The sequence below is a fragment of the Porphyrobacter sp. HT-58-2 genome, assembly GCF_002952215.1.
In the GTDB taxonomy this organism is placed as follows: Bacteria; Pseudomonadota; Alphaproteobacteria; order Sphingomonadales; family Sphingomonadaceae; genus Erythrobacter.
In genome coordinates this window covers 104,723-120,331 of the sequence record NZ_CP022600.1, presented here as the reverse complement: position 1 = coordinate 120,331, position 15,609 = coordinate 104,723, and the positions used below count along the sequence as shown (strand labels likewise).

Annotated in this window: 14 protein-coding genes and 1 pseudogene; 7 read left to right on the top strand and 8 right to left on the bottom strand. The window is 64.4% G+C overall.

Annotation, left to right across the window (positions count from 1 at the left end):
• Window positions 1-313 precede the first annotated feature (313 nt).
• The 4 genes and pseudogenes from CHX26_RS00625 to CHX26_RS00610 all read right to left on the bottom strand — a co-directional run bounded on the left by CHX26_RS00625 (window position 314) and on the right by CHX26_RS00610 (window position 3,565).
• Window positions 314-1,081: a sugar transferase gene (locus tag CHX26_RS00625; RefSeq protein WP_104940700.1), complete on the bottom strand. Its 768-nt coding sequence runs from the start codon at window positions 1,079-1,081 to the stop codon at window positions 314-316.
• Entirely contained in the window at window positions 1,078-1,344 is a 267-nt protein-coding gene (locus CHX26_RS16255; protein WP_442956933.1) for a helix-turn-helix transcriptional regulator, read from the bottom strand. Before CHX26_RS16255 ends, CHX26_RS00625 begins: the two co-directional genes overlap by 4 nt.
• A 187-nt stretch (window positions 1,345-1,531) precedes the next feature.
• Window positions 1,532-2,907: pseudogene (locus CHX26_RS00615) on the bottom strand (transposase).
• A gap of 229 nt (window positions 2,908-3,136) precedes the next feature.
• On the bottom strand, window positions 3,137-3,565 hold the full coding sequence (locus CHX26_RS00610; RefSeq protein ID WP_104940698.1) for a hydrogenase: 429 nt from the start codon (window positions 3,563-3,565) through the stop codon (window positions 3,137-3,139).
• Window positions 3,566-4,033: 468 nt separating this feature from the next.
• On the opposite strand from CHX26_RS00610, the gene CHX26_RS15795 reads away from it, so the two are divergent.
• Window positions 4,034-4,174, top strand: coding sequence for a hypothetical protein (locus tag CHX26_RS15795; RefSeq protein ID WP_172449628.1), 141 nt, complete (start codon window positions 4,034-4,036; stop codon window positions 4,172-4,174).
• Between the two features lie 75 nt (window positions 4,175-4,249).
• Here the strand turns inward: CHX26_RS15795 and CHX26_RS00605 are convergent, their stop codons facing one another.
• From CHX26_RS00605 to CHX26_RS00590, 4 genes are read right to left on the bottom strand one after another with little or no spacing between them, the layout of a single operon-like run.
• Entirely contained in the window at window positions 4,250-5,683 is a 1,434-nt protein-coding gene (locus CHX26_RS00605; RefSeq protein ID WP_104940697.1) for an aldehyde dehydrogenase family protein, read from the bottom strand.
• A 17-nt stretch (window positions 5,684-5,700) separates the two neighbouring features.
• Window positions 5,701-6,180: a hypothetical protein gene (locus CHX26_RS00600; protein WP_104940696.1), complete on the bottom strand. Its 480-nt coding sequence runs from the start codon at window positions 6,178-6,180 to the stop codon at window positions 5,701-5,703.
• Window positions 6,177-7,304 (bottom strand): phosphotransferase family protein, encoded by a 1,128-nt coding sequence (locus CHX26_RS00595; protein WP_172449627.1) that lies wholly within the window; start codon window positions 7,302-7,304, stop codon window positions 6,177-6,179. Before CHX26_RS00595 ends, CHX26_RS00600 begins: the two co-directional genes overlap by 4 nt.
• A 13-nt stretch (window positions 7,305-7,317) precedes the next feature.
• Window positions 7,318-8,088: an SDR family NAD(P)-dependent oxidoreductase gene (locus tag CHX26_RS00590; RefSeq protein ID WP_172449626.1), complete on the bottom strand. Its 771-nt coding sequence runs from the start codon at window positions 8,086-8,088 to the stop codon at window positions 7,318-7,320.
• A gap of 184 nt (window positions 8,089-8,272) precedes the next feature.
• Here CHX26_RS00590 and CHX26_RS00585 point away from each other — a divergent pair, with 184 nt between their 5' ends.
• The 6 genes from CHX26_RS00585 to CHX26_RS00560 are packed head-to-tail and all read left to right on the top strand — an operon-like array spanning window position 8,273 to window position 15,521.
• The gene (locus tag CHX26_RS00585; RefSeq protein ID WP_172449625.1) at window positions 8,273-8,926 is read left to right on the top strand and encodes a TetR/AcrR family transcriptional regulator; all 654 of its coding nucleotides are present in this window, start codon (window positions 8,273-8,275) and stop codon (window positions 8,924-8,926) included.
• Window positions 8,923-10,089 carry a cytochrome P450 gene (locus CHX26_RS00580; protein ID WP_104940693.1) on the top strand — a complete coding sequence of 389 codons (1,167 nt, stop codon included), beginning with the start codon at window positions 8,923-8,925 and terminating at the stop codon, window positions 10,087-10,089. The genes CHX26_RS00585 and CHX26_RS00580 overlap by 4 nt, the downstream gene beginning before the upstream one ends.
• Window positions 10,086-10,823: an SDR family oxidoreductase gene (locus CHX26_RS00575; protein ID WP_104940692.1), complete on the top strand. Its 738-nt coding sequence runs from the start codon at window positions 10,086-10,088 to the stop codon at window positions 10,821-10,823. The genes CHX26_RS00580 and CHX26_RS00575 overlap by 4 nt, the downstream gene beginning before the upstream one ends.
• Before the next feature lies 1 nt (window position 10,824).
• Entirely contained in the window at window positions 10,825-11,430 is a 606-nt protein-coding gene (locus CHX26_RS00570; RefSeq protein ID WP_172449624.1) for a histidine phosphatase family protein, read from the top strand.
• Complete coding sequence (locus tag CHX26_RS00565) at window positions 11,427-12,896, top strand: AMP-binding protein (RefSeq protein ID WP_104940690.1); 1,470 nt, start codon at window positions 11,427-11,429, stop codon at window positions 12,894-12,896. The genes CHX26_RS00570 and CHX26_RS00565 overlap by 4 nt, the downstream gene beginning before the upstream one ends.
• A gap of 36 nt (window positions 12,897-12,932) precedes the next feature.
• A complete protein-coding gene (locus CHX26_RS00560) occupies window positions 12,933-15,521 on the top strand; it encodes a TonB-dependent receptor (RefSeq protein WP_104940689.1) in 2,589 nt (862 codons plus the stop codon).
• The last annotated feature ends 88 nt before the right edge of the window (window positions 15,522-15,609 follow it).

The following is a 15,609-nucleotide window of genomic DNA, read 5'->3' as shown; positions in this document are numbered from 1 at the left end:
TGCTGACCTCCAACAGAGGCTCAGCCACGGGACTTTTCCCAAATCAGCGGCATAGGCGGGGCAAAATGATAGCGAGTGCGGATCCTAAGCACACAAACAAGCTACGTTCCAGCATGACTGGCAGGGTCTGGGACATAACCGCTGTTCCCAATCGACATTCTGACTGACCGGGTTCGCCAATACCGGTCGGTCAGCTTGGGCCGGGGTTCTGCCAAAAGCCGAAATTCAGCAACCGACCCCAAAGCAGACGTCACGCCAGCCTCAGCGCCGGAGGCTCTTACAAGCAATGAGTCTGTGCCACTCCAAATCTGGTTCACTCGTCGTTGTACAAAAGCAAAGACTTCGCTGCGGCGCCTATGGCGGTAATGTATAACCCAGCGGTAATCGCAATTGTATGCATGATCGAGCGATGACGCCGATTCCTAGCTCGCATGGTTACATCTCGCATTTCTAACAGCGAAGGCTTAACTTGTTTCATTTGCGTGGGCGCATTTCGTGTGGCCACGAATGTCATATCTGCTCGAAAAATGTTGAGCAACAGCGGTAATTCACTGATCGCTGTTCGCCTTAGAAAATAGCGGAGACGTAAATGCCAATCGCTTGATTTGCTTTCACCCCCAACTGTGCAGAATCGCAATTCCTCGAAACAGACACCATCTACTCTAACATGTCGGCGCCGCTCAAATACCGGACCACTAATCTTCAGGGTGATGGTGACAAAAAATAGTAAAGGGGCGAGTGCGATCAGTGTGCCCGTAGCGAAAACCAAATCAAGCGCCCTTTGGGTTAAACGCTCAGCAGCCTCACAGCGACGAATAAAACGGATGTGCGCAATGCCTCGCCGCCAGCGAGGAAACATCCCCCCCGAAGCCCACACAAAGCCAACTGCCTGCCAAAGTTTCACGATTGCGCCGGGCGTCTCACACAAATGAGCCGACCATTCCTCTCGATACCGTTCGCGCTGTCGAGGCGGCAGACGCCGCGTGGCGAAAATGACAATCTGTGAGAGCAACCTTGGGTACCAAGCGTTAATCTCAAATGCGAGGAAGGCGATCAGGAGCGCGACGACCACTTCCTTCATGACGCAAAACTCGCATAAATGCTTGCGGCTTCGGAGGCGCCTCTCTTCGCTTCAGCGGCCCCGCCTGCGGAAAGGAAATAGAAACGCCTTCTTGGCCTTCCGGCCGCTCTGGGGTCGATGTTCTCCCACTGGCTATTCAGCCAACCTGCACTCTCAAGGCGTCCAAGAATCGGATATACGGTGCCAGAAGGTAGCGAACTCAACTTACATACATCGGCACCGGACGAGCCGGGATGATTATAAAGTGCCGTCAACACCTTCATCGTCTGAGGGGTCAGTTTGGGAGGATTCACCATATCAGACACTCTACATAGCCCTATGTAGAGTGTCAAGGTAGCTGCTTCGGTGGTGAACTCAGGCGGCAGCAAACCACCCGATTGTGTTGAAAAACCCGGCGCTGAGACTAGCGCTGGTGCGAGTCTAGATGCGGCGCGCAGGCTTGGTCCCCGCTTATGCGGGGGCTGGAGTGACTGGCATGGGGATCAGCTTGGCCATCTTGCGGAGGTTTTGGGCGGTGGCAGCGAGGAGGAACTCGTCTCTTGCGCCGTTTGGACCTCGCAGGCGCAGGCGATCCATTCTGAGGATGCGCTTGAGGTGCGCGAACAGCATCTCGACCTTCTTGCGCTGGCGACGTGAGACCAGATAGGCGTCGGTTGTGGCGATATCGCGGGCGAGATCACGGGCGCCCTCGTGGACTGAACGCAGGATCTTGCGCGCTGGCTGTGTCGGGCAACAGCGCGGCTTGAGAGCGCAGGCGTCACAGTCGAGCTTGCTGGCACGGTAGCGCAGCATGCCGTCTTCATCGACCGACTGGCGGGCATTGCTATAGACCCTCTGGCTCTGGGCAGCCGCCTGCCGGCAGGGCAGATATAGCTGTCGTCCTCATGGTCGAAGGTGAAGGCGGAACGCTCGAAGGTATCACCGCGCCGGGCGGAATGATCGACCACCGGGATGTGCGGCTCGATGCCGCGCTCTTCGACCAGCCAGGACAGGTTCTTCGCATCGCCATACCCGGTATCGCCCACGAGCCGCTCGGGCCACAGACCAAAGCGCTCCTGCGTCCGGTCGATCATGCGGCGCTGGGCGGTCACCTCGGCCTGGCGGATGGCGGTGGTCGCCTCGACATCGACGATCACCGCGTGCTGGAGATCGATGAGGTAGTTGGTGGCATAGGCGAAGAAGGCGCGCTCGCGGCTTGCCGCAGTCCAGCGCGCGGCCGGATCGGCGACCGCCAGCTGCTTGGGCGGCACCGGAGTTGCTCCCCCGAAGGCCGCATCATCGAGCACAGCCAGATACTCGCGAACGGCATGGCTGGTGGCCGGGTCCGGCAGACCATCGGCCTGATCGACGGCATGCTGGCGGTTCACATCGGCGCGCACGAGGCTGCCGTCGACCGCAAAGCCCTCACCGCCGACCAACCCCTCGGTAATGCAGCGCGCAACGGTCATCTCGAACAACTGGCGCAGCAGATCACTATCACGGAAGCGGCCGTGCCGGTTCTTCGAGAAGGTCGAGTGGTCGGGCACATCGCCTTCCAGCCCCAGGCGGCAGAACCAGCGATAGGCGAGGTTTACGTGCACCTCCTCGCACAGCCGCCGCTCGGACCGGATGCCCATGCAATAGCCGATGATCAGCATCCGGATCATCAGCTCGGGATCAACCGATGGCCGTCCAGTCGAGCTGTAGAACGGCCGCAAATGTTCGCGAATGCCCGACAGGTCGACAAACCGATCGATCGAGCGCAGCAGGTGGTCCGCCGGAACATGCCGCTCCAGGTTGAAGCTGTAGAACAGCGCCTCCTGCGCCACCGTCCGCTCACCCATCATCCGACATCTCCGCCTGCTTGCAGAGACATAGAATCAATACTTTAGCTCGATTGCAAGGGGGAGTTTTTCAACACAATCCACCCACTTCCGGCCATGAGCGGGACCAACGCGCAATCCCGAAAGCCGTATGGGGGCTATCCCCAGCTCTCGAAAAATTTCTGCCGGTCCGCTATCGACCCCGAAGCAGACCTTCAGCCATTCGTTGAGCAGGCTTGAAAGCGGTCGATACTCAACGCTTCGCGCGAACGAGCCCCAATACGAATATCGACCACCCGATGGTCATCAAGACACTGCCACCGAGCACGGCAATCGAAACCAAGTTCTCCGTTGTTTGGGCGGCGCTATGTCCAGCGCCAGCAATGGGCAGATTGCTGCTCGCGCCAGTAATTGCTGATGCAGTCAGACCGGCCCAAAGGGCAAACATGCCGATAACAATTGTCCACCGCGCTATGTTGGAAAAGGTCGGACGGAGATCGGCTGACGTCCACAGGGCCCCCACAATCATCATTGCCATACCGCTTTGAACAGCCGTGAGGTGGGCCGAGAGCGCCATACGCGGATTCAGAAAGCTCTGCACGAGGGCTCCCTGTAGTAGGCCAATCAAGAACAGTAGTGCGCCTGCGACGACCAATGTCCGCTGGTGGGGCGTCAGGTTCATTTGCGGCCTCCTTCGCCATTAAGATAGCCGCAAACGCTTGAACAGTCGTCCGCTTTTCGCTTCTTAAGACGAAAAAGCAGCCATTCACCTAGCCACCCATCCTCGGTCATGAGCGGGGCCGGTGAGCGATCCCGAAACCTGCCCGGCAACTTTAACGGATTTCCCGCAAGCAGCCGACATTCTGAAACCGACCCCATTGCAGTCATCAATTGCGCCTGCTCTGCCGGTAACTTGCCGTCCATGAAAAGCGGTGACACGCTAGGCCTCTAATATCCTCAAGGGGACGCTATGGGGTCGCGGCTACTTTCCGGTTTGGTGATGCGCCTTGCAGGGCGGAACCCGGGCTGAAGCGTGTTAGGTGACGATTGCGTGGACACTGCGGTGGAGGGGGCGTCCGGACCGTAGGCGAGGTGGTACCGTGTCCAGTTCGAGGCCGATTGCGGCACGTGGCGGGTGGTGGTCGGTCAGATGGTGACCTGGGCCTCCATGATCATTTCTGGCGGCTTTCCTGGGCAAACCTTTACATCATTCGACACCGCACCCAACAGCATCGCCTTTTTGCGCGCCGGGTTGCCGTTCCTGGCGTCTGGCTTCAAGCCCGAACTCTAGCTGGTGCAGTGCGCCTTCATGCACCGGTCCAACATAGGACGTCTGGGGCCCTTTGCACGATAGCAGTGGAACCAGTCATAACCCGAAAGTTCGGGTTCGGCAGATGCTCGATGTGCGCGGTAACGTGTATTCGAGCAGGCCTTCAATCCCGTTCTCGACCCCGAACCCTGAGTGCCCATGGCCGGCAAAGGGCACCAGCGGCGAGAGCGGGCGGCTTTCATTCACCCAGACATTGCCCGATGCGATCCGCTGCCCCAGCGCCCATGCCGCGTCCGGATCGCCTGCCCAGATCGACGCTCCCAGTCCATAGGGGCCAGAATTGGCGCGGTGCACGGCATCGTCATAATCGGTGAAGGACATCATCGGCAGGATCGGGCCAAACTGTTCGTCCTGCACGATCCGCGCGCTTTCAGGCGGGTTATCGATGATGGTCGGCGCGAGGAAGTAACCAGGGCCATCGGGCACCTCGCCCCCGCAGGCAAAGCGATAGCCGTGCGTGCGGCAGTCTTCGATCAGGGCGATCAGCCGGTCATGCTGGACACGGTTGTTGATGGGGCCGATCTGCGTACCGGGCGCAATGCCGCTGCCCATTGTCACGCCCGCGGCATAGGCCACCAGCGCATCGCGCACCTCGTCATAGACGGCAGCGTGCACATATAGTCGCTTGGTCGCGAGGCACACCTGCCCGGCATTGCCGAAAGCCGCCCAGAACAGCGCCGGGGCGAGCATTGCGGGATCGATATCGTGCATCACGATGGCCGGATCGTTCCCCCCCAGTTCGAGCGTGATCCGCTTGAGCGTATCGGCCGCGCTCGCCATCACGCGCTTGCCGGTGGCGGTGGAGCCGGTGAAGGCGATCTTGTCGATCCCGGGATGGGCGGTCAGCCAGGGGCCAAGCGCATCGCCGCCCGACACCACATTCAGCACCCCCGGCGGCAGGATCGACTGCGCCAGTTCCCCGAGTTTGAGCGAAGTCAGCGGCGTGAAAGGCGAAGGCTTCAGCACCACGCAATTGCCCGTGACCAGCGCCGGACCAAGCTTGAACGCCGCGAGCAGCAAGGGATAGTTCCACGGGGCAATGGCGGCGACGACGCCGATCGGCACATGGCGCGTCTCGCAATAGCGCGCCGGGATGTCCTCGTGGACAGTCACGGGCAGTGCCATGCCCGCAGCAGCGCGCAGCCACGTGGCCAGCCCCATCACTTCGCGCCGGGCTTCGGCCAGCGGCTTGCCCTGTTCGCGGGTTAGCAGCGGGGCGAAATCATCGGCATGACGTTCGACCGCGTCGGCGAGTGCCGCAATCGATGCCGCGCGTTCGGCATAGGGCGTGGCTGCCCAGCCGGGAAAGGCTGCCCGCGCGGCGCTGATGGCGCGGTCGAGATCAGCCGGGCTTGCTTCGGGTGCCTCGGCAAAGGGCGTTGCCGTGGCCGGATCGATCACCGCCATCGTGCCCGCGCCCGGCGCCAGCGCACTGCCGATCGCCATGCGGAAATCCCGGTCGAAATGCATCGCCCGCCGCCCGCGCCTCAGCCGCCGCTCAGTTCGATGTCGAAGCCCATGATCGCAAACCATTCACGATCCTTGCGGGCGCGGGCGCGGCCCAGGGGCAGGATCGTGGCGGCAAGGGCTGCGTGATACTCGCGCGCGCCCGCTTCGCGCGCGGCGACGAGCAGCGCGTCGATCGCAGTGCGGATCGCCTCGCTTGCCGTGCGGGTCGGCGCGGTATCGTCAGCCAGCGCCTGCGCGAGTGCGGCGCGCTCCGCCGCGCAGGTCGCAGGCGCCTCGTCCAGCGCCAGCACGGCGGCGGCCATCGCGCGGATATCAGCAAGCTCGCCTTCCTCGAAAGCGGGCGTGGCGTCGCGCTGCGCCTGGATGATCTGGATATGCCCCATCGCCAGCATCACCTGCTCGCGCGCGAGGCTGGCGCTTTCGGGCAGCGCGGGCAGCACCACGGTCTGAAGCGCGCGCAGCACCGATCCGAGGCGATCATCGACTGAGGGGTTCACCGGCTTTCCTCCATCATCAGCAGGCGGGCGAGATCGTCGACGAACATCGGCCCGGTCGCCGCCAGAAAGGTAAGCAGCACATCCTGATGGTTGTGTGCGGTGCGCGCCGCCTGCATCCCTAGCGCGGAAACGAGGATGTAGCTCTTCCAGGCGTTGAACACGGTGAAGTAGTGGAGCTTCACCGGGTCCACACGGTTGCCGCTCGCCGCTTCGTAAGCTGCGATCCACTCGTCCCGCGGCGCGATGTCGCTGACCCGGAATACGCCGTCGATGCAGCTGCCGAACACCGGTTGCAGCAGCCAGCCCAGATCGGCGTGGAAATCGCCGATATAGCTCATCTCCCAGTCGAGGATCGCGGTGATCCGGCCACTCGCCTCGTCAAACAGGTAGTTGCCGGTGCGATAGTCGCCGTGAACGACGCAAGGCGCCTCGCAATCGGGCACGTGGTCTTCAAGCCACTGGGTCGCGAGCCGCAAGACCGGCTCGCGGGTGACCGCGTCCTGTTCCAGCAACTCCTTCCAGAAATTGATGAGCCAGCGGGTTGCCTGCTTGGGATCGGCCGTGGGCGCGGTGAATTGGGTGAGGCCCGCCTTGGTCCAGTCGAAATTGTGGATCCTGGCGAGGTTATCGTAATATTGCGGGGCAATGAGACCGCGCAAGGGATCGCCCAGCACCGTGCCAAGGCCGGTGACGCTGACCCCGTCGGTCTGCGGCTTGGTGACGCCGGGGACGAATTCCATGATCACCGCAGGCGTCGGGAAATGCGCCGCTTCGGCATCGAGCCAGACCGGATCGGGCACCGGCACCACGCCGGCAAAGGCCTTGAGGATCTCGTATTCGCGCGCCCGGCTGGTCTCGGTAATCCCTTCGAGCGCGTCCATCCTGAGCACGTAGCGGCGCGGGTCTTCGCCGGGCGCGGCAAGGGTGAAGACGAATTGTTCCTTCGATGCGCCCCCGCCGATCCGGGCAATGCCGCTGACGCTGCTGCCAGGCAGTTCACGGGCGAAGAAGCTGGCGAGCAAGGCGGCGACATCGGCATCGGCCTGCGGGATATAGGGCGGCAGCGCGCGCCGGGCCTTGCGCGCTTCGAGCATGGCGGCAAGCTGCGGTTCGGTGTCGATCATCGCGCCTGCCCCCTCACGCCGCCAGAAAGCCGCCGTCGACGGCATAATTGCCGCCGGTGCAGTAGCTTGCCTCGTCGCTGGCGAGGAAGGCGACAAGATTGGCCACTTCCGGGTCCGTGCCATAGCGGCCCATGGCGATCAGCGAGGTAAAGCCCGCGCGGGCAAGGGAGGGGTCACCGGGGCTGGCCTGCGCCTCGATCGATTGCATCATCGCATTGTCGATGGGCGCGGGGGCCACCGCGTTGACCCTGACACCGGCCGCCGCCAGTTCCAGCGCGGCCACTTTCACCAGCCCGCTGATGGCGTGCTTGCTGGCGGCATAGGCGCCGATCCCGGCCACCCCGACTTCTCCTGCCACCGATGACAACGCGACAATCGACCCACCCCCTGCCGCCTGCATCGCCGGGGCGGCATGCTTGATGGCAAGGAAGACGCTGGTCACGTTGGTGCGCTGCACCGCCTCGAAATCGGCAAGGTCGGTGAGCGTGATCGGCATCACCTTGCCCTCGGACCCGGCATTGGCGACGAAAGCGTGGAGCGCGCCGAACCGCGTCGTCGTGGCGGCGACGAGGGCGGCGACATCGGCTTCGTCGGTGGGCTGGCCGACACAGATCGCCACCCGGTCAGGCGCGCCAAGCGCTGCGGCGGCAGCCTCAAGCCGGCCCGCGTCGCGCCCGGCGAGCATCAGCTGGGCGCCCTCCTCCAGAAACTTGCGTGCGGTGGCCGAACCGATTCCACCGGTCGCTCCGGTGATGATGGCTACCTTGCCTGCCAATCTGCCCATCGGCCTTACTCCCATGAAAACGCCCCCGTTTCTGCGCGCGAAGTCACGCCAGCCGGAAGTCTGCACGCCCGACAATGCCTCAGGATCGCAGGCCTGCCAAGCAAAAATGACATTGACATCACTTTTGCAATCGTGGAGCCTTAGGCCAACAAGAGGCACACCTCACCGATACGGGAGAGCGGGCATGGGACAGGATGCAGGGGCACAGGCGGCAACCGGCCTGCCGCCCACGCGCAAGGGCAAGGCGACTCGGGAAAAGCTGCTCGCCGCGGCGGCGGTCGCGTTCGGCCAGCATGGCTATAACGCCGTCCGCATCACCGACATCGTGGCCGAGGCAGGGATCAGCCACGGGCTGTTCTACCGCCACTTTGCCGACAAGGACGCGATCCTGCTGGCCCTGCTCGACCAGCTCAACGAAGAGCTGCGGCGCACCACCGCCCGCACCGTGGGGGAAGCAGACAGCCTCTCGCTCGAACGGCTGGAGGCGCGCAACATCCAGTTCTTTCGTGATTATCGCCGGGATCGCCTGCTGCTCAGGGTTGCGCGAGAGGCCGCCGCGCAGCAGGAGCACAGCGATTTCCGCCGCGTCTGGCTGCAAATGCGCGACCGCTTTGTGGCGCGCACCGAACGCTGGCTCGAACGGCTGGTCACCAGCGGCGCAGTGCCACCGCTCGCCGATATTTCGATGGTCGCCGAAGGGCTGTCCTCGCTTACCGAGCAGCTTGCCTATGTCCAGGTTGGCCTTGCCGCGCAGGAACCCGATGATGCCTTCATCGAACGGTTGGGCAAGGCGTGCGGGCTGATCTGGTACCGCACCATCAGCGGCCAGCCGCAATGAGCGCGCTTGATCTCCTCGACCTCGCCCCGTTCGAGGCGACGCGCGAGCACGAGGCCTTTGCCGAGCTGCGCCGGATGCCGGGCCTGTGGTTCAATCCCGAGCCCGAGGGCGCGGGCTTCTGGTGCGTGACCCGCCATGCCGAGGTGGTGGCCGCCGCGCGCAATCATTCCGTGTTCCTGTCCGGCCACGGCACCCAGATCAGAAACCGCCGCGCCGAGGGGCGCGGCGCGCCATCGGTCCACAACGCCGACCCGCCGCTCCACGGCAAGCTGCGCGCGATCGTCATGCCCGGCCTCTCGCGCGAGGCGGTGACGGCGCGCCGCCCGGCCTTCCGCGCGATTGTCGAACGGCTGGTGGCCGATGCCCCGCGCGGCGAGGCGTTCGATTTCGTCGAGCGCATCGCGGTCAGAATGCCGATGCTGGTGATCGCCGACATGCTCGGCGTGCCCGCCGATGAAGCCCCCGGGCTGGTCGACTGGGCCAATCTGATGAGCGACATGTGCGCTTCCGATGCCGAACAGGCCGAAGCGCGCGCGCAGCTCTTCGCCTATTTCCGCCAGCTTGCCGATGCCAAGCGCCGCGCGCCGGGCGATGATCTCGCCAGCCGCATGGTGGCCGCACGGCTCGATGATGCGCCGCTCGAACAGCAGTTGCTCGACGCCTATTTCATGCTGATCACCGTGGCGGGTAACGAGACGACGCGGTTCCTCGTCACTGGCGGCCTCGCCCAACTGGTGCGACAGGGGGGGTGGGAAACGCTGCGTGCCAACCCCGCGCTGGTGCCGGGCGCGATCGAGGAAATGTGCCGCTTCGTCTCGCCGGTCGCGCATATGCGCCGCACGGCGGCCTGCGATACCGAACTGGCGGGCACAAGGATCGCCAAGGGCGACAAGGTGGTGCTGTGGTTCGCGAGCGCCAACCGTGACGAGACGGTGTTTGCACGGGCAGACGAGCTGGTGCTGGACCGGTCGCCCAACCCCCATGTCGGCTTTGGCGTCGGCGCACATTTCTGCCTTGGCACCCACCTTGCCCGGCTGGAGGCAGCGCTGCTGTTCGATACCATGCTGCGCGACATTGCCGACATTGCGGTGCTGGAAGAGCCTACCCGCCTGCCGTCCAACTGGTTCACCGGCTGGACCGGCATGAAAGTCCGCTGGCAATGAGCCGCAGGATCCTCGTCACGGGCGCTGCAAGCGGGATTGGGGCGGCGCTGGCCGCTCGGCTGTCGGCGGCGGGCGACACGGTAATCGGGCTCGACCGGGCGGGAGCCGAGGTGATCTGCGATCTTGCCGATCCCGCGGCAATTTCGGCGGCGGCGGCAGGGATCGCCGGGCTCCTTGACGGTATCGCCCATGTCGCAGGCCTGCCCGGCACCGCCGATCCGGCTGCGATCATGGCGGTCAATTGCGATGCCCCGCGCCTGCTGACCGAGGCGCTGGCCGCGCAACTGGCACCCGGCGCGGGCGTGGTCGCGGTCGCCAGCGTCACGGCCGCGCGCTGCCCGCTGGATGATGCGGCGAAGGACGAATGGCTGGCACTGGCCCCGGCGGCGAGGCCTGCGCTGGCCGATGGCAAGCTCGCCTATGAATATTCCAAGGCGCTGCTGATCCGCTGGGCGCAGCATGCCGCCGCTGCATTCAGGCTGCGGGGCATCAGGGTCAACACCGTCAGCCCCGGCCCGGTCGAAACCCCGATCCTCGCCGATTTCGAGGCTTCCATCGGGGCCGACCGCATCGCCGCTGCCGCTGCCCTCACCGGTCGCCATGGAGCACCTGACGAGGTCGCAGCGGTGGTGCAGTTCCTGCTCGGGCCGGACGCGGGCTGGGTCAACGGCACCGACATCAAGGTTGATGGCGGCTACCACGCGCTGCGCTCGGTCGGCGGCGGGGCGGGCTGAGATGCGTCTGATCCTCGTTCGCCACGGCCAGCCGCAGCACATCACCCAGCCGGGCGCGGGTAACCCGCCGCTGTCACCAACCGGGCACCGTCAGGCCGAGGCGGTTGGCAGCTTTCTGGCGCGCGAGCCGATCGATCTGGTGATCCATTCCGGGATGCACCGCGCGGCCGAAACCGCCGCGCCGCTGCTCACGGCCACCGGCATCGCCGCCACCGCCATCGCCGCGATTGGCGAAGTTGATCGCTATGGCGGAGCCTATGCCAATATCGAGATGGTCAAGGCCCGGGGCGAGGCTGACTGGGCGCGGTTCCTGGCCGATCCGCTGGGCTATTTCGGCATCGATGGTCCGCGCTTCGTGGCCGAAACGCTGGAGGGCTTCGGCTCGATCCTGAGCGCGCATCATCGCAAGACCGCCGTGATCTTCACCCATGGCTTTCCGATCAACATCCTGCTCAGCCACGCCCTGGGGCTGGAGGGGCACGCCAATTTCGTGCCCGAATACGGATCGATCACGCGGCTGACCGGCAGCACGCTCGACCGGCTGACAGTGGTGAGCATCAACGAAACCGCGCATCTTGCGCATCTGGCGGCGGAGGCGGGGGCATGAGCCTGCATCCCGGCGCCATTGCCGAAACGGCCCCCGCCCGCGCGGCGGTGGTGATCGATGGCGAGGTACTGAGCTATGGCGCGCTGGCCACGCGCAGCCGCAGGCTCGCCGGGCGGCTCGCCGCGCTGGGCTGCGCGCCGGGCGACAGTGTCGCGCTGATCCTTGGCAACGGCGCTGAATTTTTCGTCGCGGCCTGGGCGGCGCAGATGTCGGGCCTGTATTTCGTTCCCCTGTCCGAGCGGCTGGCGGCGCCCGAGCGCGACTATATCCTTGCCGATAGCGGCGCGAAGGTGGTGCTGACCCATGATGCCGGCCTGCCGCGCGCGCTGGTTCCGGCCGAATGGGACACGGGCGAAACCGCGCCCTTTACCGAGGTTGAGGGCAGCAACATGCTCTACACCTCGGGCACCACGGGGCGGCCCAAGGGGGTCAAGCGCCCGCTTTCGGGCGCGATGCTGGGCAGCGACGCGCGGCGGGTGGAACGCGCCCGCGCGCTGTTCGGGATGGACGCGGACACGGTGTTCCTCTCGCCTGCGCCACTTTATCACGCCGCCCCCTTGCGCTGGGCGATGACGGTGCAGCGCATGGGCGGAACGGTGGTGGCGATGCGCAAGTTCGATGCCGGCAGGGCGCTGGCGCTGCTGGCCGAACAGGGCGTCACGCACAGCCAGTGGGTGCCGACCATGTTCGCGCGGATGCTGGCGCTGGCGGATCGCCCTGCCAATCCGCCTTCGCACATCTGCGCCATCCACGCCGGCGCGCCGTGTCCGCCCGATATCAAGCGACGGATGATCGACTGGTGGGGGCCGATCCTCCAGGAATATTACAGCGGCACCGAAGCGGTCGGCTTCACCCACATCACCAGCGCCGAATGGATTGAGCGTCCCAGCAGCGTCGGGCGGGCCTATGGCTCGGTCATCCATATTCTCGATGACAACGACCAGCCGCTGCCGCCGGGCGCGACGGGCCGGGTGTTCTTCGAAAGCGACACCGCCCACGCCTATCACAACGCCCCGGAAAAGGCCGCCGCCGCGACCAGCCGTCAGGGCTATGCCACGCTCGGCGACATCGGCCATGTCGATGCCGAGGGCTATCTGTGGCTTACTGACCGCGCGTCCTTCACCATCATTTCAGGGGGCGCAAACATCTATCCCGCCGAGGTCGAAGCCGCGCTGATGAGCGATCCGCAGATCGTGGACTGCGCGGTATTCGGCGTGCCCGACGATGATCTGGGTCAGGTGGTGCAGGCCGTGATCGAACTGCGCGAGCCCGCCGCCGATCCTGCCGCCAGCGCCCGCGCCATCGGCGCGCGGCTGCGCGGGCTGATCGCTGCCAACAAGCTGCCGCGCCAGATCGCCTTCACCCGCAGCCTGCCGCGCATGGACAGCGGCAAGGTGCAGAAACGCCTGCTCGCGGATGCCTATGCCGACCCGCAGCGGCGCGGTTTCAGCCTGCGGCCACAATGATCCACCAGAATGAACAAGAAGCAGGGGAGAGTAGAGATGAACGCAAGATCGAACACCGCGCAGCGCGGCCTCGCATTGGGTGCGTCGCTGGGCGCATTGCTGATTGGCACAAGCCCGGCGCTGGCGCAGGATGCCGAGCCGGCCGATGAAGGCGGAATCAGCACGATCGTCGTCACTGCGACCAAGCGCAGCGAAGATCTCCAGAAGGTGCCGATCGCGATTTCGGCGATCACCGGCGATGAACTCGCCGCGCGCGGGATTACCGATACCAGCGACCTGATGGGCAGCCTGCCCAACCTGCAGGTCACCAGCGCCTATTCCGAAACCCAGCCCAACTTCTCGCTGCGCGGCGTGGGCGTGGCCAATGAATTCTCCGCCGCCACGGCTTCGCCAGTCGGCGTCTATGTCGATGAAGTTTACCAGTCGTTCCGCGCCAGCCACGGCCAGCAGCTCTATGATCTGGAACGGGTCGAGGTGCTGCGCGGCCCGCAGGGCACGCTGTTCGGGCGCAACACCACCGGCGGGGCGATCAACTTCATTACCCGCAAGCCCTCGCTTGACGGGGCGAGTGGCTACATGACGGTCGGTTATGGCAACTTCAACCGGGTGTTCGCCGAAGGCGCCCTGGATGCGACCATTGTCGATGATGTGTTCGGGGTGCGCATTGCGGGCACCTATGTCGATGCCGATGGCTATACCTTCAACCCGACACTGAACCGCAACTTCGCCGAAACCAACAGCATCGCCGGGCGCATCACCTTTCTGATCGAGCCGTCATCCGATTTTTCGATGACACTCAAGCTCCACGGCGCGCGGGCCAACCCCTTGCAGGATCTGCCCTATGGGATCGGCTATCTGCAAGGCCGCACCGATGCGGGCGGCTATTCGCGCTTCGCTCCCCGACCCGAGCTTGGAGGGCGCACCCTGCGCCGCAACGAGATCCAGGCGGACACGGCCGGGCGCTATTTCACCGACAGCTATGGCGCAACCCTGACGGTCGAAGGCAAGCTGAATGATGATCTGACCCTTACCAGCATCATGGCCTATGACGAAGCGACCTTCCGCCTCTCCCCCTTCGATTGCGATGGATCGCCCAACAATGTCTGCGCGATCCGGTATCTTTCGAAATCGCAGAACCTCAACTTCGATACCCGTCTGAGCTTCGATGATGGCGGGCCGTTCAAGCTGATCGTCGGCGGCTATTATGGCGAGGATTCGATCGACACGGTCAACGAACCCGATTTCTTCGGCTTCCTGCGCCCGCTGCTGCAAGGTGCAGGGGTGCCGGGCAATTTCAACAATATCCCGATTGCGGTCGGCAATTCGATCCGCACCCTCCCGGCCTTTGCGCTCAATCCGGCGCTGCCGATTACCGATCCGGGCTTCTGTGCGCCAGTGGTGGTGAACCCCAATGGCTTCTTCGATGCGCGATCCCTGATCGCCTTCAACGCTGATGTTGCCGCCACCAACAGCGCCGGGGGAACAGCGGTGCAGGCCGCCTGCGCGGCTGCCGGAGCGCCGCCGTTCGGCCCGATCCTCGCCCGGCAGGAATTCACCATCTCGCGCCCGAGCATCGCGGTCTATGGCGAAGGCAAGCTCGAGCTGACCGATGCGCTCTCGCTGACGGTCGGGCTGCGCTACACTTGGGATGACGTGCGCCTGAGCAATGCCTCATCGGTGCTGTTCGACCTGTCGGGGCAGAATGCCTTTGCCAGCCTTGTGCCCTACCAGTTCCCGCTTGTCGGCACGCCGGGCCGGGTTAATGCGGACGAGAGCACCGGTCAGCTGACCGGGCGCGCGATCCTCAGCTATGAACCTTCGGACGATGTCCTGCTCTACGCCAGCTATTCGCGCGGCTACCGGGCGGGCACGTTCAACGCGCTTGCCTATCAGGACATCAGCCAGGTCTATTTCGTCGATCCCGAGAAGGTGAACGCCTACGAAGCCGGCTTCAAGAGCAAGTTTGCAGGCAACACGGTGCAGCTCAACGCAGCGGCGTTCTATTACGACTACACCGGTCAGCAGATCGCTCAGATCATCGGCGCGACCAGCTTTCTGCGGTCTGCCGACGGGCGACTGTTCGGGGCCGAGGCCGAGCTGATCTGGCAGCCCAGTGACCTGATCCGCTTCGATGCTGCCGCAGGCTATCTCAATTCGAAATACACCGGCAATGCGGTCAATGCTGCCGATCCGACGGCGCTCACGCTCAACATCAATGGCAATGACTTCCCCAACGCCCCCGAACTGACTTTCAATGCCGGGCTGGAGCTCACCCCGATCGATGACGGGCGCAACAAGCTCACCATACGCGGCGATGCGCGCTACATGGGCGAATATTTCTTCGATCCTTTCGGCAACTACGGTCAGGATCCGTGCGACCGCCCGGCCGCCGGATCAAATGTGCTGCTGGCAACGCCCGAGCTGGCCTGCGGCAACCCCGACTACTGGCTGTTCGATGCGCGCGTGACCTACACCCGCGACAATGTCTCGATCTCGGCTTGGGGCCGCAATCTGACGGACAAGTTCTATTACGTCTACGGGCTGAATCTCAACGCCTTCTACCAGGATTATCTGACCCGCGGCGCACCGCGCACCTATGGGATCGAGGCATCGGTACGGTTCTGATTGCAAGGACATGCGGCCGGGACAGTGCCATCGGCACTGCCCCGGCGTCATGCCCGAGACAGGTTCCCGATCTTGCCTTGGTTCAGAG